22 protein-coding genes are annotated in these 23,824 nt (G+C 66.3%); 4 read left to right on the top strand and 18 right to left on the bottom strand.

What is annotated here, in order from left to right; all coding sequences use genetic code 11:
- The 12 genes from groEL to QGG75_14940 form a co-directional block, all read right to left on the bottom strand.
- Positions 1–744: chaperonin GroEL (gene groEL, locus QGG75_14995; protein MDP6068539.1), on the bottom strand; the 744-nt coding region annotated here is incomplete at its 3' end.
- Positions 745–758: 14 nt separating this feature from the next.
- A complete protein-coding gene (locus QGG75_14990) occupies positions 759–1,049 on the bottom strand; it encodes a co-chaperone GroES (protein ID MDP6068538.1) in 291 nt (96 codons plus the stop codon).
- Positions 1,050–1,177: 128 nt separating this feature from the next.
- Complete coding sequence (gene hflX / locus QGG75_14985; GenBank protein ID MDP6068537.1) at positions 1,178–2,446, bottom strand: GTPase HflX; 1,269 nt, start codon at positions 2,444–2,446, stop codon at positions 1,178–1,180.
- Between the two features lie 55 nt (positions 2,447–2,501).
- On the bottom strand, positions 2,502–2,765 hold the full coding sequence (hfq, locus tag QGG75_14980; protein MDP6068536.1) for an RNA chaperone Hfq: 264 nt from the start codon (positions 2,763–2,765) through the stop codon (positions 2,502–2,504).
- Positions 2,766–2,871: 106 nt separating this feature from the next.
- Positions 2,872–4,323: a potassium transporter TrkG gene (locus QGG75_14975; protein MDP6068535.1), complete on the bottom strand. Its 1,452-nt coding sequence runs from the start codon at positions 4,321–4,323 to the stop codon at positions 2,872–2,874.
- 38 nt (positions 4,324–4,361) lie between these two features.
- Positions 4,362–5,738 (bottom strand): Trk system potassium transporter TrkA, encoded by a 1,377-nt coding sequence (gene trkA, locus QGG75_14970; GenBank protein ID MDP6068534.1) that lies wholly within the window; start codon positions 5,736–5,738, stop codon positions 4,362–4,364.
- 82 nt (positions 5,739–5,820) lie between these two features.
- The gene (locus tag QGG75_14965; GenBank protein MDP6068533.1) at positions 5,821–7,251 is read right to left on the bottom strand and encodes a sigma-54 dependent transcriptional regulator; all 1,431 of its coding nucleotides are present in this window, start codon (positions 7,249–7,251) and stop codon (positions 5,821–5,823) included.
- The gene (locus QGG75_14960) at positions 7,241–9,520 is read right to left on the bottom strand and encodes a PAS domain-containing sensor histidine kinase (protein ID MDP6068532.1); all 2,280 of its coding nucleotides are present in this window, start codon (positions 9,518–9,520) and stop codon (positions 7,241–7,243) included. The genes QGG75_14965 and QGG75_14960 overlap by 11 nt, the downstream gene beginning before the upstream one ends.
- An 88-nt stretch (positions 9,521–9,608) precedes the next feature.
- Positions 9,609–11,054: a nitrogen regulation protein NR(I) gene (gene ntrC / locus QGG75_14955; GenBank protein MDP6068531.1), complete on the bottom strand. Its 1,446-nt coding sequence runs from the start codon at positions 11,052–11,054 to the stop codon at positions 9,609–9,611.
- Entirely contained in the window at positions 11,047–12,183 is a 1,137-nt protein-coding gene (locus QGG75_14950) for an ATP-binding protein (GenBank protein MDP6068530.1), read from the bottom strand. The genes ntrC and QGG75_14950 overlap by 8 nt, the downstream gene beginning before the upstream one ends.
- Positions 12,180–13,199 (bottom strand): tRNA dihydrouridine synthase DusB, encoded by a 1,020-nt coding sequence (gene dusB, locus QGG75_14945; protein MDP6068529.1) that lies wholly within the window; start codon positions 13,197–13,199, stop codon positions 12,180–12,182. Before dusB ends, QGG75_14950 begins: the two co-directional genes overlap by 4 nt.
- Positions 13,200–13,286: 87 nt before the next feature.
- Positions 13,287–13,904 carry a cytochrome P460 family protein gene (locus QGG75_14940; protein MDP6068528.1) on the bottom strand — a complete coding sequence of 206 codons (618 nt, stop codon included), beginning with the start codon at positions 13,902–13,904 and terminating at the stop codon, positions 13,287–13,289.
- Positions 13,905–14,049: 145 nt separating this feature from the next.
- Here QGG75_14940 and QGG75_14935 point away from each other — a divergent pair, with 145 nt between their 5' ends.
- The 4 genes from QGG75_14935 to QGG75_14920 are packed head-to-tail and all read left to right on the top strand — an operon-like array spanning position 14,050 to position 16,972.
- Positions 14,050–15,213: a bifunctional 2-C-methyl-D-erythritol 4-phosphate cytidylyltransferase/2-C-methyl-D-erythritol 2,4-cyclodiphosphate synthase gene (locus QGG75_14935; GenBank protein ID MDP6068527.1), complete on the top strand. Its 1,164-nt coding sequence runs from the start codon at positions 14,050–14,052 to the stop codon at positions 15,211–15,213.
- A 7-nt stretch (positions 15,214–15,220) separates the two neighbouring features.
- Complete coding sequence (locus QGG75_14930) at positions 15,221–15,706, top strand: phosphatidylglycerophosphatase A (GenBank protein ID MDP6068526.1); 486 nt, start codon at positions 15,221–15,223, stop codon at positions 15,704–15,706.
- A gap of 4 nt (positions 15,707–15,710) precedes the next feature.
- Entirely contained in the window at positions 15,711–16,229 is a 519-nt protein-coding gene (locus tag QGG75_14925) for a CinA family protein (protein MDP6068525.1), read from the top strand.
- Positions 16,226–16,972 (top strand): CPBP family intramembrane metalloprotease, encoded by a 747-nt coding sequence (locus QGG75_14920; GenBank protein MDP6068524.1) that lies wholly within the window; start codon positions 16,226–16,228, stop codon positions 16,970–16,972. Before QGG75_14925 ends, QGG75_14920 begins: the two co-directional genes overlap by 4 nt.
- On the opposite strand, the gene QGG75_14915 is transcribed toward QGG75_14920, so the two are convergent.
- From QGG75_14915 to pdhA, 6 genes are read right to left on the bottom strand one after another with little or no spacing between them, the layout of a single operon-like run.
- Positions 16,950–17,435: a type II toxin-antitoxin system RatA family toxin gene (locus tag QGG75_14915; protein MDP6068523.1), complete on the bottom strand. Its 486-nt coding sequence runs from the start codon at positions 17,433–17,435 to the stop codon at positions 16,950–16,952. The two genes, QGG75_14920 and QGG75_14915, sit on opposite strands and share 23 nt — an antisense overlap.
- Positions 17,419–18,336 carry a lipoyl synthase gene (gene lipA / locus QGG75_14910; protein MDP6068522.1) on the bottom strand — a complete coding sequence of 306 codons (918 nt, stop codon included), beginning with the start codon at positions 18,334–18,336 and terminating at the stop codon, positions 17,419–17,421. Before lipA ends, QGG75_14915 begins: the two co-directional genes overlap by 17 nt.
- A gap of 25 nt (positions 18,337–18,361) precedes the next feature.
- Complete coding sequence (gene lpdA, locus QGG75_14905; GenBank protein MDP6068521.1) at positions 18,362–19,756, bottom strand: dihydrolipoyl dehydrogenase; 1,395 nt, start codon at positions 19,754–19,756, stop codon at positions 18,362–18,364.
- 16 nt (positions 19,757–19,772) lie between these two features.
- Positions 19,773–21,200 (bottom strand): 2-oxo acid dehydrogenase subunit E2, encoded by a 1,428-nt coding sequence (locus tag QGG75_14900; GenBank protein ID MDP6068520.1) that lies wholly within the window; start codon positions 21,198–21,200, stop codon positions 19,773–19,775.
- Between the two features lie 24 nt (positions 21,201–21,224).
- A complete protein-coding gene (locus tag QGG75_14895) occupies positions 21,225–22,637 on the bottom strand; it encodes a pyruvate dehydrogenase complex E1 component subunit beta (GenBank protein ID MDP6068519.1) in 1,413 nt (470 codons plus the stop codon).
- Between the two features lie 11 nt (positions 22,638–22,648).
- Positions 22,649–23,713 (bottom strand): pyruvate dehydrogenase (acetyl-transferring) E1 component subunit alpha, encoded by a 1,065-nt coding sequence (pdhA, locus tag QGG75_14890; protein MDP6068518.1) that lies wholly within the window; start codon positions 23,711–23,713, stop codon positions 22,649–22,651.
- Positions 23,714–23,824: the final 111 nt, after the last annotated feature.

Here is a 23,824-nt window from a genome sequence, read left to right as displayed (position 1 = left end):
CATCAGCGGCCGCGACGACTGCACCACCTTCTCCAGTACCGGCAGCAAGGCCTGCAGATTGCTCAGCTTGGCCTCGTGCAGCAGGATGTAGGGGGCCTCGAGCTCGACCACCATCTTCTCGGCGTTGGTGATGAAGTAGGGTGAGAGGTAGCCGCGATCGAACTGCATGCCCTCGACCACCTCGAGCTCGGTATCCATGCCCTTGGCTTCCTCGACGGTGATCACGCCTTCCTTGCCGACGCGCTGCATGGCCTTGGCAATGATGTCGCCGATTTCACGGTCGCCGTTGGCCGAGATGGTTCCGACCTGGGCGATTTCCTCGTCCGAACGCACCGCCTTGGAGCGCTTGACGACGTCGTCGACGACGGTGCCGACGGCCAGATCGATGCCGCGCTTGAGATCCATCGGGTTCATGCCCGCGGCCACCGCCTTGTGGCCTTCGCGCACGATCGACTGGGCCAGCACGGTGGCCGTGGTGGTGCCGTCGCCGGCCTCGTCCGAGGTCCGGCTGGCCACTTCGCGCAGCATCTGGGCGCCCATGTTCTCGAACTTGTCGGCCAGTTCGATCTCCTTGGCCACGGTGACGCCGTCCTTGGAGATGCGCGGCGCCCCGAAGGACTTGTCGAGCACCACGTTGCGGCCCTTGGGGCCGAGCGTCACCTTGACCGCATTGGCCAGGATGTCGACGCCCTTGAGCAGGCGATTGCGTGCCTCGGCATCGAATTTTACTTCTTTGGCTGCCATCTTTCGTTATCCCCTTAACCGGCGAGTACGCCCATGATGTCGGATTCCTTCATGATCAACAGCTCGTCGCCGTCAACCTTGATCTCGGTGCCCGACCATTTGCCAAACAGCACGCGGTCACCGACCTTGACGTCCAGGGCGTGAATGTTGCCGCCATCGTCACGGGCGCCACTGCCTACCGCCATCACCTTGCCTTCCATCGGCTTTTCCTTGGCCGTGTCCGGTATGATGATGCCGCTGGGCGTCTTCTCTTCCTCGTCGATGCGCCGGACCAGTACGCGATCGTGCAAAGGTTTGATGCTCATCAATAACCTCCGATGTCTTTGGTTAGCTTGTGTGATCCGCCCACACCCCGTCCCACCTGAGGTCGGGCGGCTTTGTTAGCACTCGGTGTTCGTGAGTGCCAAGGATATATGGAAAGCTCCCGGCGCTGTCAACCGGCAACTATGGATCGGCGGCGAAAACGTTCCATATTGGCGGCGTCGAGGCCGACCTCGAGCTGAATCCGGTCCTCGATCTGGTGCCGGCTGAGGACCTCGCCGTGGCGGTAGAGCCAGGCCAGCGTCGCCCCGTCGCCGGGGTCGAGCGTGACTTGCAGGATCTGGCTATGGCGCGCCAGGTGAATTTCGAAAAGACCGAGCAAGTCATCGCAGCCCTGGCCCGAGAGCGCCGACAGCGCCACCTGCCCGGCCCGCTCCCGGCTATGGTTTTGCCACCGCTGTACTTCTGTCTGCGCCAGCAGGTCGGTTTTGTTCAGAACCTCGATGAGCGGGCGTTCATCGTCCTCGCCGATACCCAGCTCACGCAGAACCTTGATTACGTCCTCTTTTTGGGCCTCGGCATCGGGGTGGGCGACATCGCGCACGTGGACGATCAGGTCGGCCTCGAGCACTTCCTCGAGCGTCGCCCGGAAGGCAGCCACCAGCATGGTCGGCAATTGCGAAATAAAACCCACGGTGTCGGACAGTATGAGGCGCCGGCCGCCGGGCAGGGTGATGCCGCGCATGGTCGGGTCGAGGGTGGCGAACAGCTGATCTGCGACCTCCACCCGGGCTTCGGTGAGGCGGTTAAACAGCGTCGACTTGCCGGCATTGGTGTAGCCCACCAGGGCGGCCACGGCAAAGGGCACCTTCTGACGGCTGGCGCGGTGCAACTGCCGGGTGCGGCGGACCGCCTCCAGTTCGCGACGGATTTTCGCCAGGCGGCCCGCGATCTGGCGCCGGTCGGCCTCGATCTGGGTCTCACCCGGGCCGCCGAGGAAGCCGAAACCGCCGCGCTGTCGCTCGAGGTGGGTCCAAGAGCGCACCAGCCGGCCGCGCTGGTACTCGAGCGCCGCCAACTCGACCTGCAAGCGCCCCTCCCGGGTGCGGGCCCGGGCCCCGAAGATCTCCAGGATGAGAGCGGAGCGATCGATCACCTTGCACGACCAGGCGCGCTCCAGGTTTCGCTGCTGGATCGGCGAAAGCTGGCCGTCGACAACCACCAGCCCGGCCTCGAGGGCGCCGACCAAGCTGGCGATCTCGTCCACCTTGCCGCGACCGAAAAGCGTCGCCGGCCGCGCCCGCGACAGCCCCACGATGGCGCTATCGACGATCTCGAGGCCAATCGCGGCAGCCAGTCCGCGAGCTTCCTCGAGCCGCGCCTGGGGCTGGCGCAACTGGTTTTGGGGTCGATTCCGGCGCTGCCGCAGGTCGGGATGCAGCACCAGCACACGGCCGCCGGCGGTCGACGCCGGTCCGGCCCGGCCAGCTTTGGGATCAGTCTGCTTCAGCGTCCGTGTCCGCGGTCTCGGCTTGCTCGAAAAGTTGGATCGGCTGGCCCGGCATGACCGTCGAGATGGCATGCTTGTATACCAGCTGGGCATGCCCGTCGCGGCGCAACAGGACACAGAAGTTGTCGAACCAACTGATGACGCCTTGCAACTTGACGCCGTTCACCAGAAAAACCGTAACCGGCAGTTTGTTCTTGCGGACGTGATTGAGGAACACGTCCTGAAGATTGTTTGATTTTTCGGCGGCCATTTTGTTTCTCGCAGGTGTTATTGGGGCCATGCAACCATGGCGCCAAGCCTAGTGCAATTCCGGCCCGGCCACAACGTGCCCGCACTTCAGTCCCGCCTCCCCTTATTCAGCCGCGCCAATGCCGCGGGCTGGCCAGCACGAAGATCACGAAGAATTCCAGCCGGCCCAGCAGCATGCCCGCCAGCAGCACCCACTTGACTGCTTCGGGCATGGTTTCATAAGGCCCAGCGCCCGGCAGCAACGCCAGCGCCGGGCCGGTGTTGGCGAGCGCAGCGGCGGCGGCGGTGGTGGCATCGGCCAGGTCCAGTCCCAATCCCGCCAACACCAGGGACATCAGCGCCAGGCCGAAGATATAGGTGAAGAAGAAGCTCCAGACAGCCAGTTTGGCGGCGTCGTCGACGACGTGGCCGCCGTAAGCCACAGGTACCACGCCGTGCGGGTGCGACAGCCGGGCCAGTTCGCGTTGCCCAAGCTTGAGCAATAGGAAACCGCGAAAAATCTTGAGGCCGCCGGCGCTGGAACCCGAACAGCCGCCCAGCAGTACCAGCGACAGCAGCAGCAGCGGCACGAACAAGGGCCAGTTTCCGGACTCCTGGCTGAAATAGCCGGTGGTCGTCAGCATCGATATCGTGGCGAAAAGACCATGGCGCAAGGCCGCCAAGGGACCCTGGCCGCCGCCCAGCATCAGGGCCGCGACGATGGCCAGAACGGCAACGCCGGCCACGATGAGCAACAGCGGCAGTTCCGGATCCTGGCGTAGCGCCCGGGTGCCGCGACCGCTGAGCACGGCCCAGTGCAGCGTGAAGTTGATCGCGCCGACCAACATGAAGACGGCGATCACGCTCTCCGCCAGGGGATTGGCGAAGGCCGCCAGCGAGCCGTCGCGAGTGCCGAAGCCGCCCGTGGACAGCGTGCTCAGCGCGTGACAGACGGCGTCGAAGGCCGGCATCCCGACAAGCCACAGCAGCGCCGCGCAGAGCAAGCTCAGACCGACGTAGACCCACCAGATGGTGGTCAGGGCCTGACCCAGGTGGTTGGGCGCACTGAGCCTTTCGCCGTGCGGCACGGCGGAGCGAAAAAGCTGCATGCCGCCGGCGTCGTAGGGCGTCAGCACCACCATCGCCAGCAGCACCGCACTGAGTCCCCCCAGCCACTGCAGCAAGGCCCGCCAGAGCAGCACGCTGCGCTCGATGATCTCGAGCTGACTGAGCACCGTGGCACCGGTCGTGGTGAAACCTGAAACGGCCTCGAAATAGGCGTCCGTGAAACTCGGCACGACGGCGATGAAATAGAACGGCAGGGCCCCGAAGGCGGGCACCAGCAGCCAGATCAGGAAGGCCATGAAAAAGACTTCCCGCCGCCTGGGCAACGGCCTCTCTCCCTGGGTGGCGATGATCAGGGCGCCGCCGGCAAACACCGTCAGTCCCAGCGCGCCGAGGAAAGTCCAGCCCTGGTCGACCTCGCCATAGCCGAAGGCCACCAAGGCCGGCAGTACCATGGTGGCGGCAAAGGCCAGCAGCACGCTGCCCAGGGTGTAGAAGGCGGAGGCGAAATACATGGCGGCCAATGTCGCTCGGGCCGTGTCTCGTTCGGCGCCTAGAAGTATTCCAGGCGCACCGAGAACATCTTCTCCACCTTCTTCACCATGTCGGCAATGGTAAAGATGATGACCCGGTCATGGGGCTCGATGATGGTGTCGCCGCGGGGGATGATGACCTCGTCGCCGCGCACCAGGGCGCCGATTATGACGCCGGCCGGCAGGTTGGACTCGCTGATCGTCTTGCCGATCAGGGTCGAGGTCTCCATGGCTTCGGCCTCGAGCACCTCGGCGACGCCGTCGGGCAGCGAATAGACGTCCCGGATGCGGCCCCGACGGACGTGCTGCAGGATGCGCGAGACGGTAATGGCCCGGGGGTTGACCACAACATCGATGCCCAGCGAAGTCATCAGCGGGCCGTAGCTGGCGTCGTTGACCAGCGTCACAGCACGTTGGCAGCCTTCGCGCTTGGCCAGCAGCGAGGACAGGATGTTGGCCTCGTCATCATTGGCCACGGCAACGATGGTTTCGGTGGCGCGCACGTTGGCCTCGTCGAGGATTTCGCTGTCCAGGGCATCGCCGTGCAGCACCACGGTGCGGCCGAGCGCCTCGGCAACCTGCTCGGCGCGCTCCTGGCTGGCCTCGATCAGTTTCAGCATCACCCCGGGCTGGGTGGCCTCCAACTCCTGGGCCAGAAAGAGGCCGACATTGCCGCCACCGACGATAATGATGCGCCGGGCCTCGCGCTCCTCGTGGCCGAAGGCGGCCATGGCGCGGCTGACGTGTTCGGTGTCGACGGCGAAATAGACCTCATCGCCGATCTCCATTTCGTCGTTGCCGCCGGGCACGATGACCTTGCCCCGGCGGATCATGCCGACCACCCGGATGTGAAGATCGGGAAAGAGCTCGGTCAACTGCCTGAGCGGCGTGTCGATGATGGGGCAATCCTCGTCCAGCCGCACCGCGATCATGCGCACGCGATCGTCGGCAAAAGGCGTCATGTCGATGGCGCCCGGCACCTGGAGGCGCCTGAGCACGGCCCGGGCGATCTCGATTTCGGGCGAAATGATGACGTCGATGGGCAGGTGTTCGCGGGAAAACAGGTCCTGCCACATGGGTTGCAGATAGGCCTGGGCCCGCACCCGGGCGATCTTGGTGGGTACGTTGAAGAGCGCGTGGGCCACCTGGCAGGCCACCATGTTGACCTCGTCGGCGAAGGTCACGGCGACGATCATGTCGGCCGTGGCGGCGCCGGCGGCATCAAGCACGTCGGGCCGCGCGGCATGGCCGATCCTGGCCTGGACGTCAAGCTGGTCGCCCACTTTCTTGATCAGTTCCGGCGACTGGTCGATGACGGTGACATCGTTTTGCTCGCCGGCCAAGTGGCGGGCGATGTTGAAGCCGACCTGACCGGCACCGCAGACAATGACTTTCATTGAACCCTACCCGGCTCTCCGTGGCTGGGGACTATAGCATTTCGGGAATGATAACAATCGCCGGGATCAGTCTTGACCGGTTTTAGCCGCCCAATTCCTGCGGCCGATCGGTGCCACCGACGCCCAGTGCCTTGAGCTTGCGATGCAGCGCCGAGCGCTCCATGCCAACGAAGCCGGCGGTGCGCGAGACGTTGCCCCCGAAGCGGGTGATCTGGGCGCTGAGGTATTCACGTTCGAAGACCTCGCGGGCCTCGCGCAGCGGCAGGGACATGAAATCGGCATCGCTATCGCCGCGCCGTACGCCGTCAAGCGGCAAGGCACCAAGTTCCGGTGGCAGCATGTCGGCCCGGATTGGGCTGCGCGGGTCGCCGGGAGCCATGATCAGCAGGCGTTCGACCAGGTTCTTGAACTCACGCACATTGCCCGGCCAGTCGTGGGCCTGCAGCACGCTCATGGCGTCGTCGGCTATGCCCCGCGGCGGCCGGCCGGCGGCATCGGCCATGTGGCGCATGAAGTGGTCGAACAAGAGCGGTACGTCCTCGCGGCGCTGCTTCAGGGCCGGCACCTTGATGGGCACCACGTTGAGGCGGTGAAAAAGATCCTCGCGAAAGGCGCCCTCGGCAATCCCCGCCATCAGATCCCGGGTCGAGGCGCTGACCACGCGCACGTCGACCACGATCGTGGCGCTGCCGCCGACTCGTTCGAAGGTCTGGTCCTGCAGCACCCTCAGGATCTTGGCCTGGGTCTCCAGCGGCATGTCGGCAACCTCGTCGATAAACAGGGTGCCGCCATGGGCCTGCTCGAAGGTGCCGACGTTGCGCACCGCCTGCGGGCCTTTGGATTTTGTGGATCCTGTGGATTCCGTGGCTTCGATGCCGAAGAGCTCGACCTCCATGCGCTCCGGTGCCATGGCCGCGGCGTTGAGCACCACGAAGGGTCCCTCGGCGCGGCGTGAGAGGCCGTGCAGGATGCGCGCCGCCACCTCCTTGCCGGCGCCCGCCGGACCGGTGATCAGGACCCGCGATCCGGTCGGCGCCACCTTTTCGATGGCCTGGCGCAGCGCCACCAGCGGTGGCGAGCGGCCGATCAGCTCGTTGGCCTGGCCGGCCCGCAATCTGAGCTCGCGGTTCTCGCGGCGCAGTTCCGCGGCCTCGATGGCACGGGCCACGATGGTGATCAGGCGGTCGGCCTTGAAAGGTTTCTCGACGTAATCGTAGGCGCCGCGCTTGATGGCTGACACCGCGGTCTCGATATTGCCGTGACCGCTGATGATGACCACCGGCAGGTCGGGGTGCTCGGCGTTGACCAGGTCGAGAAATTCAAGGCCGTCCATCTTGCTGCCTTGCAGCCAGATGTCGAGCACCAGGAGCGAGGGACGCCGGGCGCCAATCTCGTCCAGCGCCGTGCAACTGTCGCCGGCCACCCGGGTCTCAAAACCCTCATCGGCCAGAATGCCGGAAATCAGCTCCCGGATGTCCGCTTCGTCGTCGATGACCAGGATGTCATGCGCCATGGACGGCCACCTTGCCGGGCTGCGGGGGGGTGGCGGCGGGCGGTTCTTCGGCCACGCCATCGCGGTAGAAGGTGAGCCGCGCCCGAGCCCCCTGCCCGCCCCCTGTGCTGCGGTCCTCCAGCGCCAACTGGCCGCCATGGTCTTCCATGATCTTGCGCACGATGGCCAGGCCCAGGCCGGTACCCTTGTCGCGGGTGGTGACATAGGGCTCCATCAGCCGGCCGCGCTGCTCCAGCGGCAGCCCGATGCCGTCGTCGATGACTTCGACGGCAATGCGGCCCGCGCTTTCCTCGAGCTTAAGCTCAATCTCGCCGGCCACCGGAGTGCCGTTGCGCCGCGCCCTCTCCTCGATGGAATCGGCCGAGTTCTGCAGCAGATTGGTGAGCGCCTGGGCGACTTGGCGACGGTCGCACGATAGCCTCATCGATTGGCCGTCGAGGAAACTGCGATAGTTGATTTCGGGATGTGCCGCTTGTTGCAGAAAGAGCGCCTGCTGGGCCAGGTCAGGCAGGTTCTCGGTCTCGAACGCGGGCGCCGGCATGCGGGCGAAGGAGGAGAATTCGTCGATCATGCGGCCGATATCGCCGACTTGGCGGATGATGGTTTCGGTGCACTGGTTGAAGATGTCGGGGTCGCTTTGGACTTCGCCGCCGTATTTGCGCCGCAGCCTCTCGGCCGCCAGTTGGATCGGCGTCAGCGGGTTCTTGATCTCGTGGGCGATGCGCCGTGCGATGTCGGCCCAGGCGGCGGTGCGTTGGGCCGAGACCAGTTCGGTGATGTCGTCGAAGGTGACCACGAAGCCCGAGAGGTCGGCTCCGGCGCCTTCGGCGGCGATCGAGACCAGCAGGGTGTGGGGGTTGCCCTTGCGCACCACCGAGATCTGGCTCTGGGCAACGCGATTAGGCTGGCGCCGGGTCTCGGCCAGCAATTCCGCCATTTCCGGCAGGGCCTGCGAAAACAGCCGGCCGTTCAGGTCGGCGGCGGCGGTTTCCAGCAGTTGCGTGGCCGAGCGGTTGGGCAGCGTGATGCGGCCCTCGGTATCGAGGCTGATGACACCGGCCGAGACGCCCGACAGCACGGTCTCGGTGAAGCGGCGGCGCTCGTCGAGCTGCTGGTTGGCATCGACCAGTTCACGACGCTGCTCGGAAAGCTGTCCGGTCATGCGATTGAAGGCCCGGCTGAGGGTGGAGATCTCATCGCTCTGCGGGCCCTCCGAAACGCGCACCGTAAGGTCACCGTCACGCACCTTGCCGGCGGCGTCGACCAGATCGGAAACCGGGCCGATCAGGCGGGTCGCCAGCGACAGGGCAAACCACACCGCCGCCAGCAGCAACAGCAATACGGCGACGAAAAAGATGTAGGCGTAGGCGAAAGTGACTTCCCAGCGCTCGCGGTCCATACGCTCATAAAGCGCCACCGCCCCCTTGGTGCGGGAGACGTGGTCCAGAACCTGGGGGTCGATGTAGCGGGCGACGTAAAGATAGCCGTTGGCGATGCGGTCGAGGCGGACCAGCGCCCGCACCCGGTCGTCGCCGCTGCCTGGCAACATGACGACGGCGCCCTTGGCGGTTTTTTCATAGGCGTCGTCGGGCACGATGTCGAGCGGCGTGGTGAAGGAAAGGCGCGACCGCGCCAGTACGCGGCCGTCACGTTGGAAGACCACGACCTCGGCCAGCGAGCGCAGCCCGGCCAAGGCCGCCACCAGTTGGCGGAAGCGGGCCGGGTTGCGCAATAGCCGGCTTTCGGCCCGGTTGAGCTCATTGGCGATCACCAGGGCGTCGCCGAAAATGCCCTTTTGGTGCTCTTCGGTGTAAGCCCGCGCCACCTCGACCGATTCGTGCAATGCCGTGCGCACGCGATCGTCGAACCAGGTCTGCACACCGAGCTCGAAGAACATGGCGGCCAAGACGGCGACGACGATGGCCGGAGCGACGGCAACGATGCTGAAAAGCCCCACCAGATTGGTGCGCAAACGCGAGCCGACACCGCCGCGGCGCCGTTCCAGCCACAGCCGCACCAGCCGCACCGCCACCAGCGCCCCCAGACTGAGCGCCAGCACGATGTCGATGAGCTGCAGCACCCGAACCGTTCCGGCTCCGGGATCGAGCGCCGTCAGCGAGCCCGTCAGGGCGACATAGGTGATGACGGCGAAACCCACGGCCGCCAGCGCCAGCGTAACCGCGAGCTTGCGGCCCAGCGCCAGGCGCTGGACCCATTGGCTGAGTCGGCTGAGCAAGAAGCCTGGCGGCGGCTGAACGCTGGAGGACATGGCTGCTTCTGACGTTCGTGTGTGACGCTGGCAATCGCTATCGATGCCCTAAAGTCACGCAATCATACCATATTGTTGCAAATGTGCATCACTCAACGCCACGGGACAGTGGAATATCGAACTCGCGGATTTTCTTGCGCAAAGTATTGCGATTGAGGCCCAGCAGTTTGGCGGCTTGTAGCTGGTTACCCCGGGTCGCCGTCAGGCTGAGCGCGATTAGCGGCCTCTCTACTTCCCGTAGCACCCTCTGATAGAGCCCGGTGGGCGGCAGAGCGTCCGCATGGGCCGAGAAATAGCGGCTCAAATGGCTTTCCACGGCGGCCCCCAGGCTGTCCCCGGCGGCGCCGTCGGGGTCGGCGCCGTGGTGGCGCGCCTCGGCCAGTTCGGCTGTAATCACCTGGGGCCCGATCAGTTCCTCGGAATAAAGCGCTGTCAGGCGACGCACCAGGTTTTCCAGCTCACGCACGTTGCCCGGCCAGGCGTAGGCCTGCAGCTTTTCCATGGCCAGGCCGTCGAGCACCTTTTCCCCCAGACCTTCGGCCGCCGCCTTGGTCAGAAAGTGGCGCACCAGATCGGGAATGTCCTCGGGCCGTTCGGCCAGCCTGGGCAGGCGGATCGGCACCACGTTGAGGCGATAGAAGAGGTCTTCGCGGAACAGCCCATGGCGCACTTGCTGGCGCAGGTTGCGGTTGGTGGCGGCGATGATGCGAACGTCGCTTTTGATGTTCTGGCGGCCGCCGACGGCGGTGTATTCGCCTTGCTGCAAGACCCGCAACAGGCGGGTCTGGGCTTCGACCGGCATGTCGCCGATCTCGTCGAGAAAGAGGGTGCCCCCCTCGGCCTGCAAGAAACGCCCGATGCCGCGCCCCGTGGCACCGGTAAAGGCGCCTTTTTCGTGGCCGAAGAGCTCGCTTTCGATCAATTCGCGGGGTATCGCCGCCATGTTGACGGCCACGAAGGGGCTGTGGCGGCGGCGGCCATAATCGTGCAGCGAGCGGGCCACCAGCTCCTTGCCGGTACCGGAATCGCCGGAAATCAGCACCGTCAGGTCGGTACTCATGAGCCGGCCCAAAAGGCGATAGATCTCCTGCATCGCCGGCGAGCGCCCGATCAGCGGCATCGTTTGCTCATCCCCGGGGTCCTCGGCGGGGCTGCTGGGGCTTCCTTGCGGAGATTCAAATGCTCGTTTAACTATTACTACTAATTCATTGATATCAAAAGGTTTTGGAAGATATTCATAAGCGCCGCGCTCGGCCGCGGTGATGGCCGTGAACATGGTGTTGCGGGCGCTCATGACGACCACCGGCAACTTGGCCCGCAGCCGCTTGATGCGGGGCAGCAAGTCGAGGCCATTCTCGTCGGGCATCACCACGTCGGTGATCACCAAATCGCCGATACCATCGCTGATCCAGTTCCACAAGGTGGCGGCGTTGCCGGTGCAACGCACCTCGTAGCCGGCCCGGCCCAAAGTTTGCTCGAGCACGGTGCGGATGGCCTGATCGTCGTCGGCGACCAGGATGGTGGCACTATCCATGGTTTTCCTCCGCCCCCCTGGAATCCGCCATAACCGGCAGGTTGAGCCGGAATACGGTGCGCCTGGGCTGGCTCTGGAATTCAATCAGGCCGCCATGGTCGCGCACGATCTTGGCCACCAAGGCCAGGCCCAACCCGGTGCCCGTGGCGCGGCTCGAGACAAAGGCCTCGAAAAGGTGGGGCCGCAGTTCCTCGGCGATGCCCTCGCCGTTGTCCTGGATGCTGACCTCGAGCGGCAGGTTGAGGCGGTCCCGGCTCCCCGGCACCGCCACCCAGACACCCTGGCGATAGGCCGTGCCCAGGATGATCTCGGCGTTGCCCGAGGGCGCTGCCTCGGCGGCGTTCTTGACCAGATTGATGAGCGCCTGGATCAACAGGTCGCGGTTGCCCAGCACCAGCGGCAGCGAGGGGTCGAAGTTTTCGATGATGCGTATGCCGGCAGCAAAACCGCTGGCCGCCAGGTCGCGCACGTGATTCAGCACCTCGTGGATGTTGACCGGGCCGCGTTCGATGGGGCGGTCGTCGGAAAACATCTCCATGCGATCCACCAGAGCGCAGATGCGATCGGTTTCGTCGCAGATCAGGCGGGTCAAGTTGCGATCCTCCTCGGCCGCGCCTTGTTCCAGCAGTTGCGCCGCGCCGCGGATCCCCGAGAGCGGGTTCTTGACCTCGTGGGCCAGCACCGCCGCCATGGCGACGATCGAACGTGCCGCGCCGCGGTGATTGAGCTGGCGGTCCATGGTTTGGGCGATGGTGCGTTCCTGGATGGCGATCAGCACGGTGTCCGGATCCTCGGCCAAGGGCTGCATCTGCACATCGACGGGCCGCGTGCCGAGGCGCGGCAGGTTCAAATCGAGGCCGTATTCGACGACGCTGAGGCCGCGTTCGCGGACCTGGGCGATGAGCGTCACGACGGGGCTGTCGAAGGCGAAGAGATCGCCGATGCCGCGGCTGCAAAGCGTCGCCCGGCCGGCCGCGAAGAAGTGCTCGGCGGCCTGATTGACGAAACGGATGCCATCGTCGGCAGCCACCGCCAGCACCGCCTGGGGCAAGGCATTGACGATGGCTTCGGCGCCCAGTTCGAGCTCGGCGAGGGAATCGGGCGGGGATTTGGGCAGGGCTTCGCTCATGCCGCTTGGCGATCCAGCAGGCGGGCGAAAAAGTCGCCGATCAGGCGGCGTACCAAAGCGCTGTCGGCGCGACCATTGACCTCGGCGCGAAAGGCGGCCGAGCCCGGCAGACCCTTGGTGTACCAGCCGATGTGCTTGCGCGCCGTGCGCACGCCGATAGCGTCGCCGTAATGCTCGAGTATGGCCTCGTAGTGCTCCTGCAAGATGGCCAGCTGTTGGACCAGGGTCGGTGGCGCCAAACGTTCGCCGCTCTGCAGGTAATGTCCGATGTGGCTCGGCAGCCAGGGCTTGCCGTAGCAGCCGCGGCCCACCATCAGGCCGTCGGCGCCCGATTGCGCCAAGATTTCGCCGGCGTCGTCGTAGCTGCGCACGTCGCCATTGGCGATGACCGGGATGGTCACCGCCTGTTTGACCCGGGAAATGAAAGGCCAGTCGGCCTGGCCGCTGAACATCTGCTGGCGCGTGCGGCCGTGCACCACCACCATGGCGACGCCAAGATCCTCGGCGATGCGGGCCAATTCCGGGGCGTTGCGCGAGTTTTCGTCCCAGCCCAGGCGCATCTTCAGGGTCACCGGCAACTCCACCGCCGCCACCACGGCGGCGATGATCCGGGCGGCAAGGTCCTCGTCACGCATAAGCGCCGAGCCGGCCTCGCCACGCACCACTTTCTTGACCGGGCAGCCCATGTTGATGTCGATGATGGCGGCGCCGCGATCGGCGTTGAAGCGGGCCGCCTCGGCCATTACCGCGGGCTCGCAGCCGGCCAGTTGCACGGCCATGGGGAATTCCTCGGCGCAACTTTGGAGCATGCGCAAGGTTTTGCGCGAATTGCGCACCAGGGCCTGACTGGCGATCATTTCCGAAACCACCAGGCCGGCGCCCTGGCGCTTGACCAGACGCCGGAAGGGCAAGTCGCTGATACCCGACATGGGCGCCAGCATCACCGGTTCATTGATGCGCACGGGGCCGACGTCGATGGGGGCCAGGATGGGGGCCGGGCGGCCGAAATCGCTCATTGCCTGGGCAACACCTTCGGGTGCTTAATAATTAGGCAGAAAATACGCCGGTCGTGACGCCGTTGCAATGGCGCTCAAGGCGGGTCGCTATTCAGCAGGGCCGAGGCGATAGGCCCTGGGGATGAAAAAGAGGTGGTCGCGACGGGCCACGCGGGCGTGGCAGGGCCCACAATATCCCACGTTCTCGGCACCCGGCCCTTTGCTGACACCGAGGATGGAACCATCGGGCATGATCTGGCTGTAACGCCAGTCGCCGCTCGCCTTGTCGAACCCGGGCGCCATCTTTTCCATGATGAAAAGCGGCCCCGGCAGCACCTGGCCGTCCTTGCCGACCGAGGAGCTATCCTTGGCGATGATGGCTCCCGGCGGCAGTTTGCCGGCCTTTTCGAAGCGGCCATAGGCCTGGGCGGCCTGGTTGCCGTAATTGCTGAGATAGCGTCCGCCATGCTGTTTGGATTCATAGGGCGCGCGGTTGAAGCGCCGCCACTTGGCATAGCCGCCGGCCGTGCGGTCGGCTGACAGGGCATAGGCCGCCCGCAGGCGCGGCCGCAGCCGGCGATAGATCCGTTCGGCCTTGTCCGGGGCCAATTTCTCGGCCGGGTCAACAACTTCGAAATGGCCGCCACCGGTGGGATTCAGGGGGTTTTTGCTGTCTTTTTCGGCCGCCCCCACCGGGACCGCCAGCAGCACCGCGACCAAGATCATCCAGATGCGCACGATTGTTACCTCGTTGTTGCCGCCACGTCCGGCGCGTCACGACAGAGATATTTGGGTATGAACACGGGCGACGGAAATCACATGCCTTCAAGAATCCGTGACGGCTTGATCTGGATCGGGCTAGGCTGCGGTCATGACGACGGCGGCGTTGATCGTGGCGGCCGGGCGGGGCCAACGCCTCGGCGGCGCCCAGGCCAAGCAATATCTGGAACTCGGCGGGCGCGCCCTGCTGGCCCACAGCGCGGCCACCTTTGCCGGGCATGCCGCCGTGGGGCCGGTACGCGTCGTCATTGCGCCTGGCGATGAAGAACCCTACCGCACCGCCGTGGCCGGGCTCGACTTGCTGGAGCCGGTAAGCGGCGGCACCAGCCGCCAGGAATCGGTGCGTCTGGGGCTCGAGAGCCTGGCCGATTTGGATCCCGATCGGGTGCTGATCCACGACGCCGCCCGGCCTTTCGTGGCGGCCACACTGATCGACCGGGTGCTGACGGCCCTTGACCGTGGCCCCGGCGCCATCGCCGCTTTGCCGCTGGCCGACACCCTGAAGCGCCAGGCGCCCTCCGGCGATATCGCCGGCACCCTGGAGCGGGCCGGCCTGTGGCGGGCCCAGACGCCCCAGGGTTTCGCTTATCCCGAGATCCTGGCGGCCCACCGGGCGGCCGCTAAGTCAGTTGGCCCCGACTTCACCGACGATGCCGCCGTGGCCGAGGCCGCCGGCCTGGCGGTGGCCCTGGTAGCGGGCGACGATGAAAACCTCAAGATCACTACGGCCGCCGACCTGGAGCGCGCCCGCCGGCTGCTGGATTCCCGCCTGGGCGACGTCCGCGTGGGTTCAGGCTTCGACGTCCACCGCTTCGGCCCCGGCGACCATGTCATGCTGTGCGGCCTGGCGCTGCCCTTTGAGCGCGGCCTGGTCGGCCATTCCGATGCCGACGTGGCGCTGCATGCGCTAACCGACGCTGTTCTTTCGGCCTTGGCCGAGGACGATATCGGCAGCCACTTTCCGCCCGCTGAGGCGCGCTGGCAGGACGAGGATTCGGCCACCTTCGTGCGCTTCGCTTTGGCCCGCCTGGCGGCCCGCGGCGGCCGCCTGGCCCACGTCGACCTGACCATCATCTGCGAGCAGCCCAAGATCGCCTCCCAGCGCCAGGCCTTGCGGGCCCGGCTGGTGGAAATCCTGGATATCGAACCCGGGCGCGTTGCCGTCAAGGGCACCACCAGCGAGGGCCTGGGTTTCACCGGCCGTGGCGAAGGCATTGCCGTGCAGGCCACGGCCACGGTGCGCCTGCCCGGTTGAGGCCGCCATGGCTTGGACCCCTCTTCCACCCGGCCTGCGGCCCGGCCACCCGGCGGTGTTGATCGCCACCGGCTTGGGCTCGGGCCGCTTGCCGGGCTGGCCCGGCACCTGGGGCTCGCTGGCGGCGCTGCCGCTGGCCTGGCTGATAGCGGGCTGGCTGGGCCCGGCCGGGCTGGCCGGGGCGGCAATGCTGGCTTTCCTGGCGGGCTGCTGGGCCTCGGGCGTCTACATCGCCGCCGGCGACGACCCCGATCCCTCGCCCGTGGTCATCGACGAGGTTGCCGGACAATGGCTGACGCTGCTGCTGGCGCCCCGGGAAATCGCGTGGTATGCCCTGGCTTTCGTGCTGTTTAGGTTTTTCGACATCCTCAAGCCCTGGCCCATCGGCTGGCTCGAACGGCGGGTGCCGGGCGCGCTGGGCGTGATGCTCGACGACGTGGCGGCGGCGCTGGCCGCCATGGCCGTCCTGGCCTTGGCCCTAAATTGGATTTGAGATCATGTATGCCAAAGACATTCTCGATCGGGCCGAGCGCCTGTTGGCGGCCTGCCGTCAGGCCGGCCAAACCGTGGCGTTTGCCGAATCCTGCAGCGGCGGCCTGATCGGCGGTGCGCTCACCGAGATCGCCGGCTCCTCCGACGTCGTCATCGGCGGCTTCGTGGTCTACGCCAACAGCGCCAAGCAGCACTTTCTGGGTGTCGACCGCGAGCTGCTGGCCAACCGCGGCGCCGTCGACGAAGCGGTGGCCCGGGCCATGGCCGAAGGGGCGCGCGAACGCGCCCGGGCCAGCCTCAGCGTCGCCGTCACCGGCATCGCCGGCCCCGGCGGCGGTGGCCCGGGCAAACCCGTCGGTCTGGTGCACATGGCGGCTGCCGGCGAAGGCCTCGAGACACGGCACCAGCGCTGTGAATTCGGCGATATCGGGCGCACCAACGTGCGCCTGGAAACCGTCCGTAGCGCCCTCGACATGTTATTGGAAAGGCAAACTGCCCTGGCCTCGGGAAGCACCCGGGCATGACCATGGCAGGCTTGCACGAGGCAAATCCGAAGCGCCGCATCGACGGCTACGACATGCTGCTGGTCACCGCCGCCATCATCATTTTCGTGGCCATCGGCATCACCGTGGTCAGTGTGGTCATCGCCATGACGGTGGCGGATATGGGCCGGCTGCGGGGACTTTCGCTGGGCCACATGCTGCTGATCCTCAGTGTCCAGGTGACGGCCATCGTGGCGGCGGTATATCTGGTCTTGCAGTTGCGCAAGGGCTTCAACTGGGCGGACCTGGGTTTACAGCCCTTGCGCCAGCGCCATTTCGCCCTGGCCGCCTTGGCCGGCCTCGCCCTGGTGGCCGTGATGGAGGCGGCGGAACGCCTGCTCGGCCTTTCGGTCAGCGGCCTGGTGGCCCATATCGTGGCGCCCCAGGGCTTTTCCTGGTCGGGGCTCTTGGGCATGCTGCTGCTGGTCGGCATCGCCACGCCGTTTTGCGAAGAGATCTACTTCCGCGGCGTGCTCTACGGCTGGATGCGCAGCCGCTGGCGGCCGGCCATCGCCATCCCAGCCAGCGCCCTGGTCTTCGGCATCAGCCATTTTTACTATCCCCTGCCGGTGATGCTGCTGGTGGCCTGCCTGGGTGCGGTCTTCGCGCTGGCCTATGAACGCAGCGGCTCGTTATGGGCCGCGGTCGGCATTCACGGCGCCTACAATTCGGCCGTGGTGGCCGCCATCTACGCCTCGCTGGCTATCGACGGGGGTGGCGCCTGAGGCGGCCGCGTTTTGCCGCCACTTGGCCCTGGACGCCGTAAAGCCGCCCGGCCCGCACCTCGAAGGCCCGCACCATGCGCCGCACCGCCTCATTGAAAAGCGCCCCGATCAGGCGTTGCAGGAGGCGCGAGCGGAACTCGAAATCGATGAAGAACTCGATGGTGCAGCGGCCCTCGGGCTCGGGATGGAAGATCCAGTGGTTATCGAGATGGCGAAAGGGTCCGGTGAGATATTTAACGTCGATGCGGTGAGGTCGATCGAGGGTCACACGCGAGCCGAATTTCTCGCGAAACAGCTTGAAGCCAACCGTGATATCGGCGTGCAGCACGCCACCTTCGCGCTTGGTGATGCAGGCGCTTTTGCACCAAGGTAGGAACTCGGGATAGCGATCGATCCCTGCTACCAGCTCGAAAAGCTGCTCGGGCGTGTGGGGAAGGGTGCGTTTCTCAGCGTGGGTCGGCATGCCTGGCACGGGCTTCGCGCAAGGCGCGGAAATCATCGTCGGCATGGTAGGACGAGCGCGTCAGCGGCGTCGCCGAGGCCAACAGGAAACCCTTGCCCAAGGCCGCGCGCTGGTAATCGGCGAACTCCTCGGGGGTGACGAAATCGAGTACCGGCGCATGCCGCGGTGTGGGCTGCAGGTACTGGCCGATGGTGATGAAGTCGACGCCGGCACTACGCATGTCATCCATCACCTGGTGGACCTCGCCGCGACTTTCGCCAAGCCCCACCATGATTCCGGATTTGCTGAACATATCCGGGTCGTTCTCCTTGACCCGGTCGAGCAGCCTCAGCGAATGGAAATAGCGCGCCCCGGGCCGGATGTCGGGATAGAGCCGGGGCACGGTTTCGAGGTTATGGTTGAAGACGTCGGGCCGGGCCGCCACCACCGCCTCCAGGGCGCCGGCCTTGCGCAGGAAATCGGGCGTCAGCACCTCGATCGTGGTTTGCGGCGAGCGGGTTCGCACGGCCTCGATGCAGGCCACGAACTGCCCTGCCCCGCCATCCTCGAGGTCGTCGCGATCGACCGAGGTGATGACGACGTGGCGCAGCTCAAGCTCGGCCACGGCTTCGGCGACGTGGCCGGGCTCGTCGCCATCGAGCGGCCCCGGTTTGCCAGTGGCGACGTTGCAAAAAGCACAGGCCCGGGTGCAGATGTCGCCCAGAATCATTACCGTGGCGTGGCGGCGTTGCCAGCATTCGCCGATGTTGGGGCAGGCCGCCGCCTCGCACACCGTGTTGAGACCCAAGCGGCGCATCAGCCGGCGGGTATCGCCATAGGCAGCCGAGGTCGGGGCCCGCACCCGGATCCAATCCGGCTTGCCTGGCGTCCGCGATTTGGCTGCTTGCGAGGACTTGGTCATAAGGGGCTCGAACTCGTGTCGGGCCCTAGAAATGTAGGGCCCGGTCGAAGGCGTCAAGCACCGATTCGTGCATGGCTTCCGAGATCGTCGGGTGGGGGAAGACCGTGGCCATCAGTTCCGCCTCGGTGGTCTCCAAGGTTTTGGCCACGACGAAGCCCTGAATCATCTCGGTAACCTCGGCGCCGATCATGTGGGCCCCTAGAAGCTCGCCCGTGGTGGCGTCAAAGACAGTTTTGATCAGGCCCTCGGGCTCGCCCAGCGCTACCGCCTTGCCGTTGCCGATGAGCGGAAAACGGCCGACGCGAACCTGGTGGCCGGCGGCCAGGGCCCCGGTTTCGCTCAGGCCGAGGCTGGCGACCTGGGGCCGGCAGTAGGTGCAGCCGGGAATATTCAGGGTATTCAGGGGATGAACGTCGGCCACACCGGCGATCTTCTCGACACAAATCACGCCCTCGTGGCTGGCCTTGTGGGCCAGCCACGGCGGCCCCGCGAGATCGCCGATGGCGTAGATGCCGTCGACCCCGGTGCGGCACCATTGATCGATCACCACGTGGCCGCGGTCGATCTTCACGCCGGCTTCCTCGAGACCCATGTTCTCGACATTACCGGTGATGCCAACGGCCATGATGACGCGTTCGAAGTCAGCTTCGTGAGCGGAGCCGTCGGCGGTCTTGAAGCGCGCCGCGACACTGTCGCCGCCGACCGTCAGGCTCTCCAGGCCAGCACCGGTGTGGATTGCCAGTCCCTGCTTTTCCAGGGCCTTTTGCAAGAGCGCCGAGATCTCCTCGTCCTCCACCGGCAGCACCCGATCAAGCACCTCGAGCACCGTCACCTCGGCCCCGAGTTCGTGGTAGAAGCTCGCGAATTCGATGCCGATGGCGCCCGAACCCACCACCAGCAGCGATTTGGGCAGGCGATCAGGCACCATGGCCTTGCGATAGCTCCAGATAAGCTTGCCATCGACGGCCAGACCCGGCAGGTCGCGGGGCCGGGCGCCGCTGGCCAAAATAATGTGCGGCGCGGTGATTTCGCTTGTCCCGGCATCGCTTTCGACCGCCAGCCGGCCGCCTCCGGCCAGCCGGCCGTACCCGGAAATCACCGTCACCTTGTTCTTCTTCAGCAGATACTGCACACCCTGCGAGAGCTGGCCGGCCACGGCCCGGCTGCGGGCCACGACTTTTTCGAGATCGAAGCCGACGCTGCCGCTGAGGCCGAATTCCTCGAGGCGGCCGCCGAGATGGTGGATCTCGGCCGCCCGCAACAGCGTCTTGGTCGGGATGCAACCCCAATTGAGGCAGACGCCGCCAAGCTCCCGGGCTTCCACCAGCGCCGTCTTCAAGCCCAACTGGGCGGCCCGGATGGCAGCCACGTAGCCGCCCGGCCCGCCGCCCACCACAACCAGATCATAGGCCTCGGCCATATCCCGCCCCTCCCGCTTACAGCAGCATGCTCAAGGGATCTTCGACGAAGCCCTTGAAGGCGTTGGCGAAGTGGGCGCCCAGGACGCCGTCGACGACACGGTGGTCGAAGGAAAAGGTGCAGGTCATCAAGGTAGCGATGGCCAGGGCGCCGTCACGCACCAGGGGCCGCTGTTGACCGACGCCAACCGCCATGATGCCCGATTGCGGCGGGTTGATGATGGCCGAGAATTCGGTGATACCGAACATACCGAGGTTGGAAATGGTGAAGCTGCCGCCCTGGTATTCCTCGGGCGCCAACTTGCCCTGGCGGGCCCGGCCGGCCAGTTCGCGGACCGCGGTCGAGATCTCCGCCAGCCCCATTCGGTCGGCCTGGCGGACGATGGGCGTGATCAGGCCGCCCTCGGTGGCCACCGCCACCGCCACGTCGACCGAGTTGTGCTGCAACATTACCGTCTCGCCCCAACTGGCGTTGACCTCGGGCTGGGCCTTCAGGGCCAAGGCCAGGGCACGCACCAGGAAATCGTTGATGGTGAGCTTGTAAGCGGCGCCCTCGCGGCCGTTGAGCTCTTCCAGCAGCTCGTTCAGGCGTTCGATGTCGCACTCGACGATCTGGTAGAAGTGCGGCACCGTTTGCTTCGATTCCGTGAGCCGCCGGGCGATGGTCTTGCGCATCAGGCTGAGCGGCACCTCGGTGTCACCCGTGGCCGGGGCCGGGGCCGGGGCGGCCGCTGTGGGCGCTGCCGAGACGGCGCCGGCCTGGGTTCCGCCAGCCAGCGCCGCGTCGATGTCGGCCTTGACGATCTTGCCCTCGGCACCGCTGCCGGCCAGCGTCGCCAGGTCGATGCCGGCCTGGGCCGCCATGCGGCCGGCCAGCGGTGAAACCTTGGATTGGGCCGCGCTGGGCGGCGGAGCCGCAGTCACGGCTGCAGCCTGAGAAACAGCCGTGGCGGCCTCGACGTCCGTTTTGACGATGCGGCCGCCGGGGCCACTGCCTTGAATGGCCGAGAGCTCGAGGCCCTTCTCCTTGGCCAGGCGCCGCGCCGCCGGGCTGGCGGCGATGCGCCCGCCGCCGCCGGCCGGCGCCGATTTGTCCTGTTCTTGGGCCGCTGGTGCTGGCGCCGGGGCCGCTGCTGGAGCCGGCTCCGGGGTCGGGGCCGGAGCCGGAGCAACTTGCGGCGCCGCCGGCGCCGATGCGCTCTCGCCGTCGCCCAGGATGATGGCGATGGGCGTATTGACGGGCACGGCATCACCGCCCTCGGCCACCATGATGGAGCCGACCACGCCCTCCTCGTCAGCCTCTAGTTCCATGGTTGCCTTGTCGGTCTCGATTTCGGCAATGACGTCGCCCGGCGCCACGCTGTCGCCTTCCTTGACCAGCCAACGCGCGATGCGGCCCTCGGTCATGGTGGGCGAAAGCGCCGGCATGGTGATGGTCAGGGGCATAAGATTCTCCTGCGCCGGGAAAGCTCAGCGATAACAGACGGAACGCGCCGCCGCGACCACCTGCTCGGGCTGCGGCAGCGCCAGTTGTTCGAGGTTGGCGGCGTAGGGCATGGGTACGTCGACGCCGCTGACGCGCAGCACCGGGGCGTCGAGATCGTCGAAACAGTGTTCCATCAGCAGCGCCGAGAGCTCGCTGCCGACGCCGCAAGTGGGCCAGCCCTCCTCCACCGTCACGGCCCGGTTGGTCTTGCGCACCGAGGCCGCCAAGGTGTCGAGGTCCAAGGGCCTGATGGTGCGCAGATCGATGACTTCGGCCTCGATGCCCTCGCCGGCCAGCACCTCAGCCGCCGTGATGGCGTGGTCGACCGAGATCGAGAAGCTGACGATGGTGACGTCGCGGCCCGGCCGCACGATGCGCGCCAGGCCCAGCGGAATGATGCCGTCGTCGCCGCCCTGCTCCCCTGTGTTCTCGGGGACCTCGAAGCTGCGGCCATAAAGGATCTCGTTCTCCAGAAAGATCACCGGGTTGGGATCGCGGATGGCGGCTTTCAACAGTCCCTTGGCGTCGGCCGCCGAGTGGGGCGCCACCACCTTGAGGCCGGGGCAATGGGCGTACCAACTGGCGTAGCACTGGGAATGCTGGGCGGCGACCCGGGCGGCCGGCCCGTTGGGGCCGCGGAAGACGATGGGGCACGGCATCTGGCCGCCCGACATGTAGAGCGTCTTGGCCGCCGAATTGATGATGTGATCGATGGCTTGCATGGCGAAATTGAAGGTCATGAACTCGACGATCGGCCTGAGTCCCTGATAGGCAGCGCCGACGCCGATGCCGGCAAAGCCATGCTCGGTGATCGGCGTATCGATGACGCGCCGGGCGCCGAATTCCTCCAGCAGGCCCTGGCTGACCTTGTAGGCGCCCTGGTATTCGGCTACCTCCTCGCCCAGCAAAAAAACCGTGTCGTCGCGGCGCATTTCCTCGGCCATGGCATCGCGCAGCGCCTCGCGCACGGTCTGGCTGACGGTCGGGCCGGAGGCGATTTCCCCCGGTCCGGGCGCGGTAGCCGGCGGCGAGGCTGGTTCAGGAGCCGGCATAGGGGCTGGCATAGGGACTGGCTCCGGGGCAGGCTCTGAGGCCGTCGGCGCGGCCAGCGGCGACGGCGCGTCGAGCGCGGCTGCGATGGCCTCGGGCCCCTCGCCCTCCTCCAGCAACACGGCGATGACGCTGTTGACGGCCACGCCCTCGCTGCCGGCGGCCAGCACGATACGGCCCAGCACGCCGTCCTCGGCCGCTTCCAGTTCCATGGTCGCCTTGTCGGTCTCGATCTCGGCGATGATCTCGCCGGCCGCTACGCTATCGCCCTCGTTCTTCAGCCAGCGCGCGATATTGCCCTCGGTCATGGTGGGCGAGAGCGCCGGCATGAGGATGGGAACCGCCATGGTGGCGCCTCTCAGACCGCGACCAGGACGTCGCGGTAAAGCTCGTCCGGCTCGGGCTCGGGGCTTTGCTGGGCGAACTCGGCGGCCTCGGAGACCACGCCTTTGACCTCGCGGTCGATTTCCTTGAGATCGCTCTCGCTGATCTCGCCGGCGGCCAGCAGCAGGTCGCGGACGCGGTCGATGGCGTCACGTTCCTGGCGCACCTTCTGGACCTCTTCGCGGGTCCGGTATTTGGCCGGATCCGACATCGAATGGCCACGGTAACGATAGGTCATGACCTCCATGACCAGCGGCCCGCGGCCGGCCCGGCAGTGCGCCAGGGCCTCCTCGCCGGCCGCCTTGACGGCCAGCACGTCCATGCCGTCGACCTGCATGCCGGGAATACCGAAGCTTTCGCCGCGGCGCGAAAGCTCGGTCTGGGCCGAAGCCCGCGAGACCGCCGTACCCATGGCATATTGGTTGTTTTCGATGACGTAGAGCACCGGCAGCGTCCACAGCGCCGCCATGTTGAGGGCCTCGTAGACCTGGCCCTGGTTGGCGGCGCCATCGCCGAAAAAGGCCAGCACGACGTTGTCGGAGCCGCGGTATTTCTCGGCGAAAGCGAGGCCCGTGCCCAGCGGCACCGAGGCGCCGACGATGCCGTGGCCGCCGAAAAAATTGCGCTCGCGGGAGAACATGTGCATCGAGCCGCCCTTGCCCTTGGCATAGCCGCCGCGCCGCCCGGTCAATTCGGCCATGACGCCACGCGGCGCCATGCCGCAGGCCAGCATGTGGCCATGGTCGCGGTAGGTGGTGATGAACGAATCGTCCTCTTGCTTGGCCGCGGCCAAGCCCACCACGACCGCCTCCTGGCCGATGTAGAGATGGCAAAAGCCGCCGATCAGGCCCATACCGTAAAGCTGGCCGGCCTTTTCCTCGAAGCGCCTGATCAGCAGCATGGCGCGATAGTGGCGCAGCAACTCCTGGCTGCTGGCGACCGCCGGCGGTGGTGCTTTCTTGACCCGGGCCTTGCGCCCGGCGGCCGATTTTCGGCCCGTCGGGGCCTTGCTTTGGCCCCCTCGCTGGGATTTCGCCATTTTTCCTCCCGCTAGCCGTGACCCGGTGGGAAATGCGGGCTAGGCCTCGACGCGGGCTCATCTTACTCCGGGATAGCGCCCCACCGGAACCCTTTTTGGATCTAATAATTT

The organism is Alphaproteobacteria bacterium (assembly GCA_030740435.1).
Taxonomy (GTDB): Bacteria; Pseudomonadota; Alphaproteobacteria; order UBA2966; family UBA2966.
This window is presented reverse-complemented; position numbering and strand designations above follow the sequence as displayed.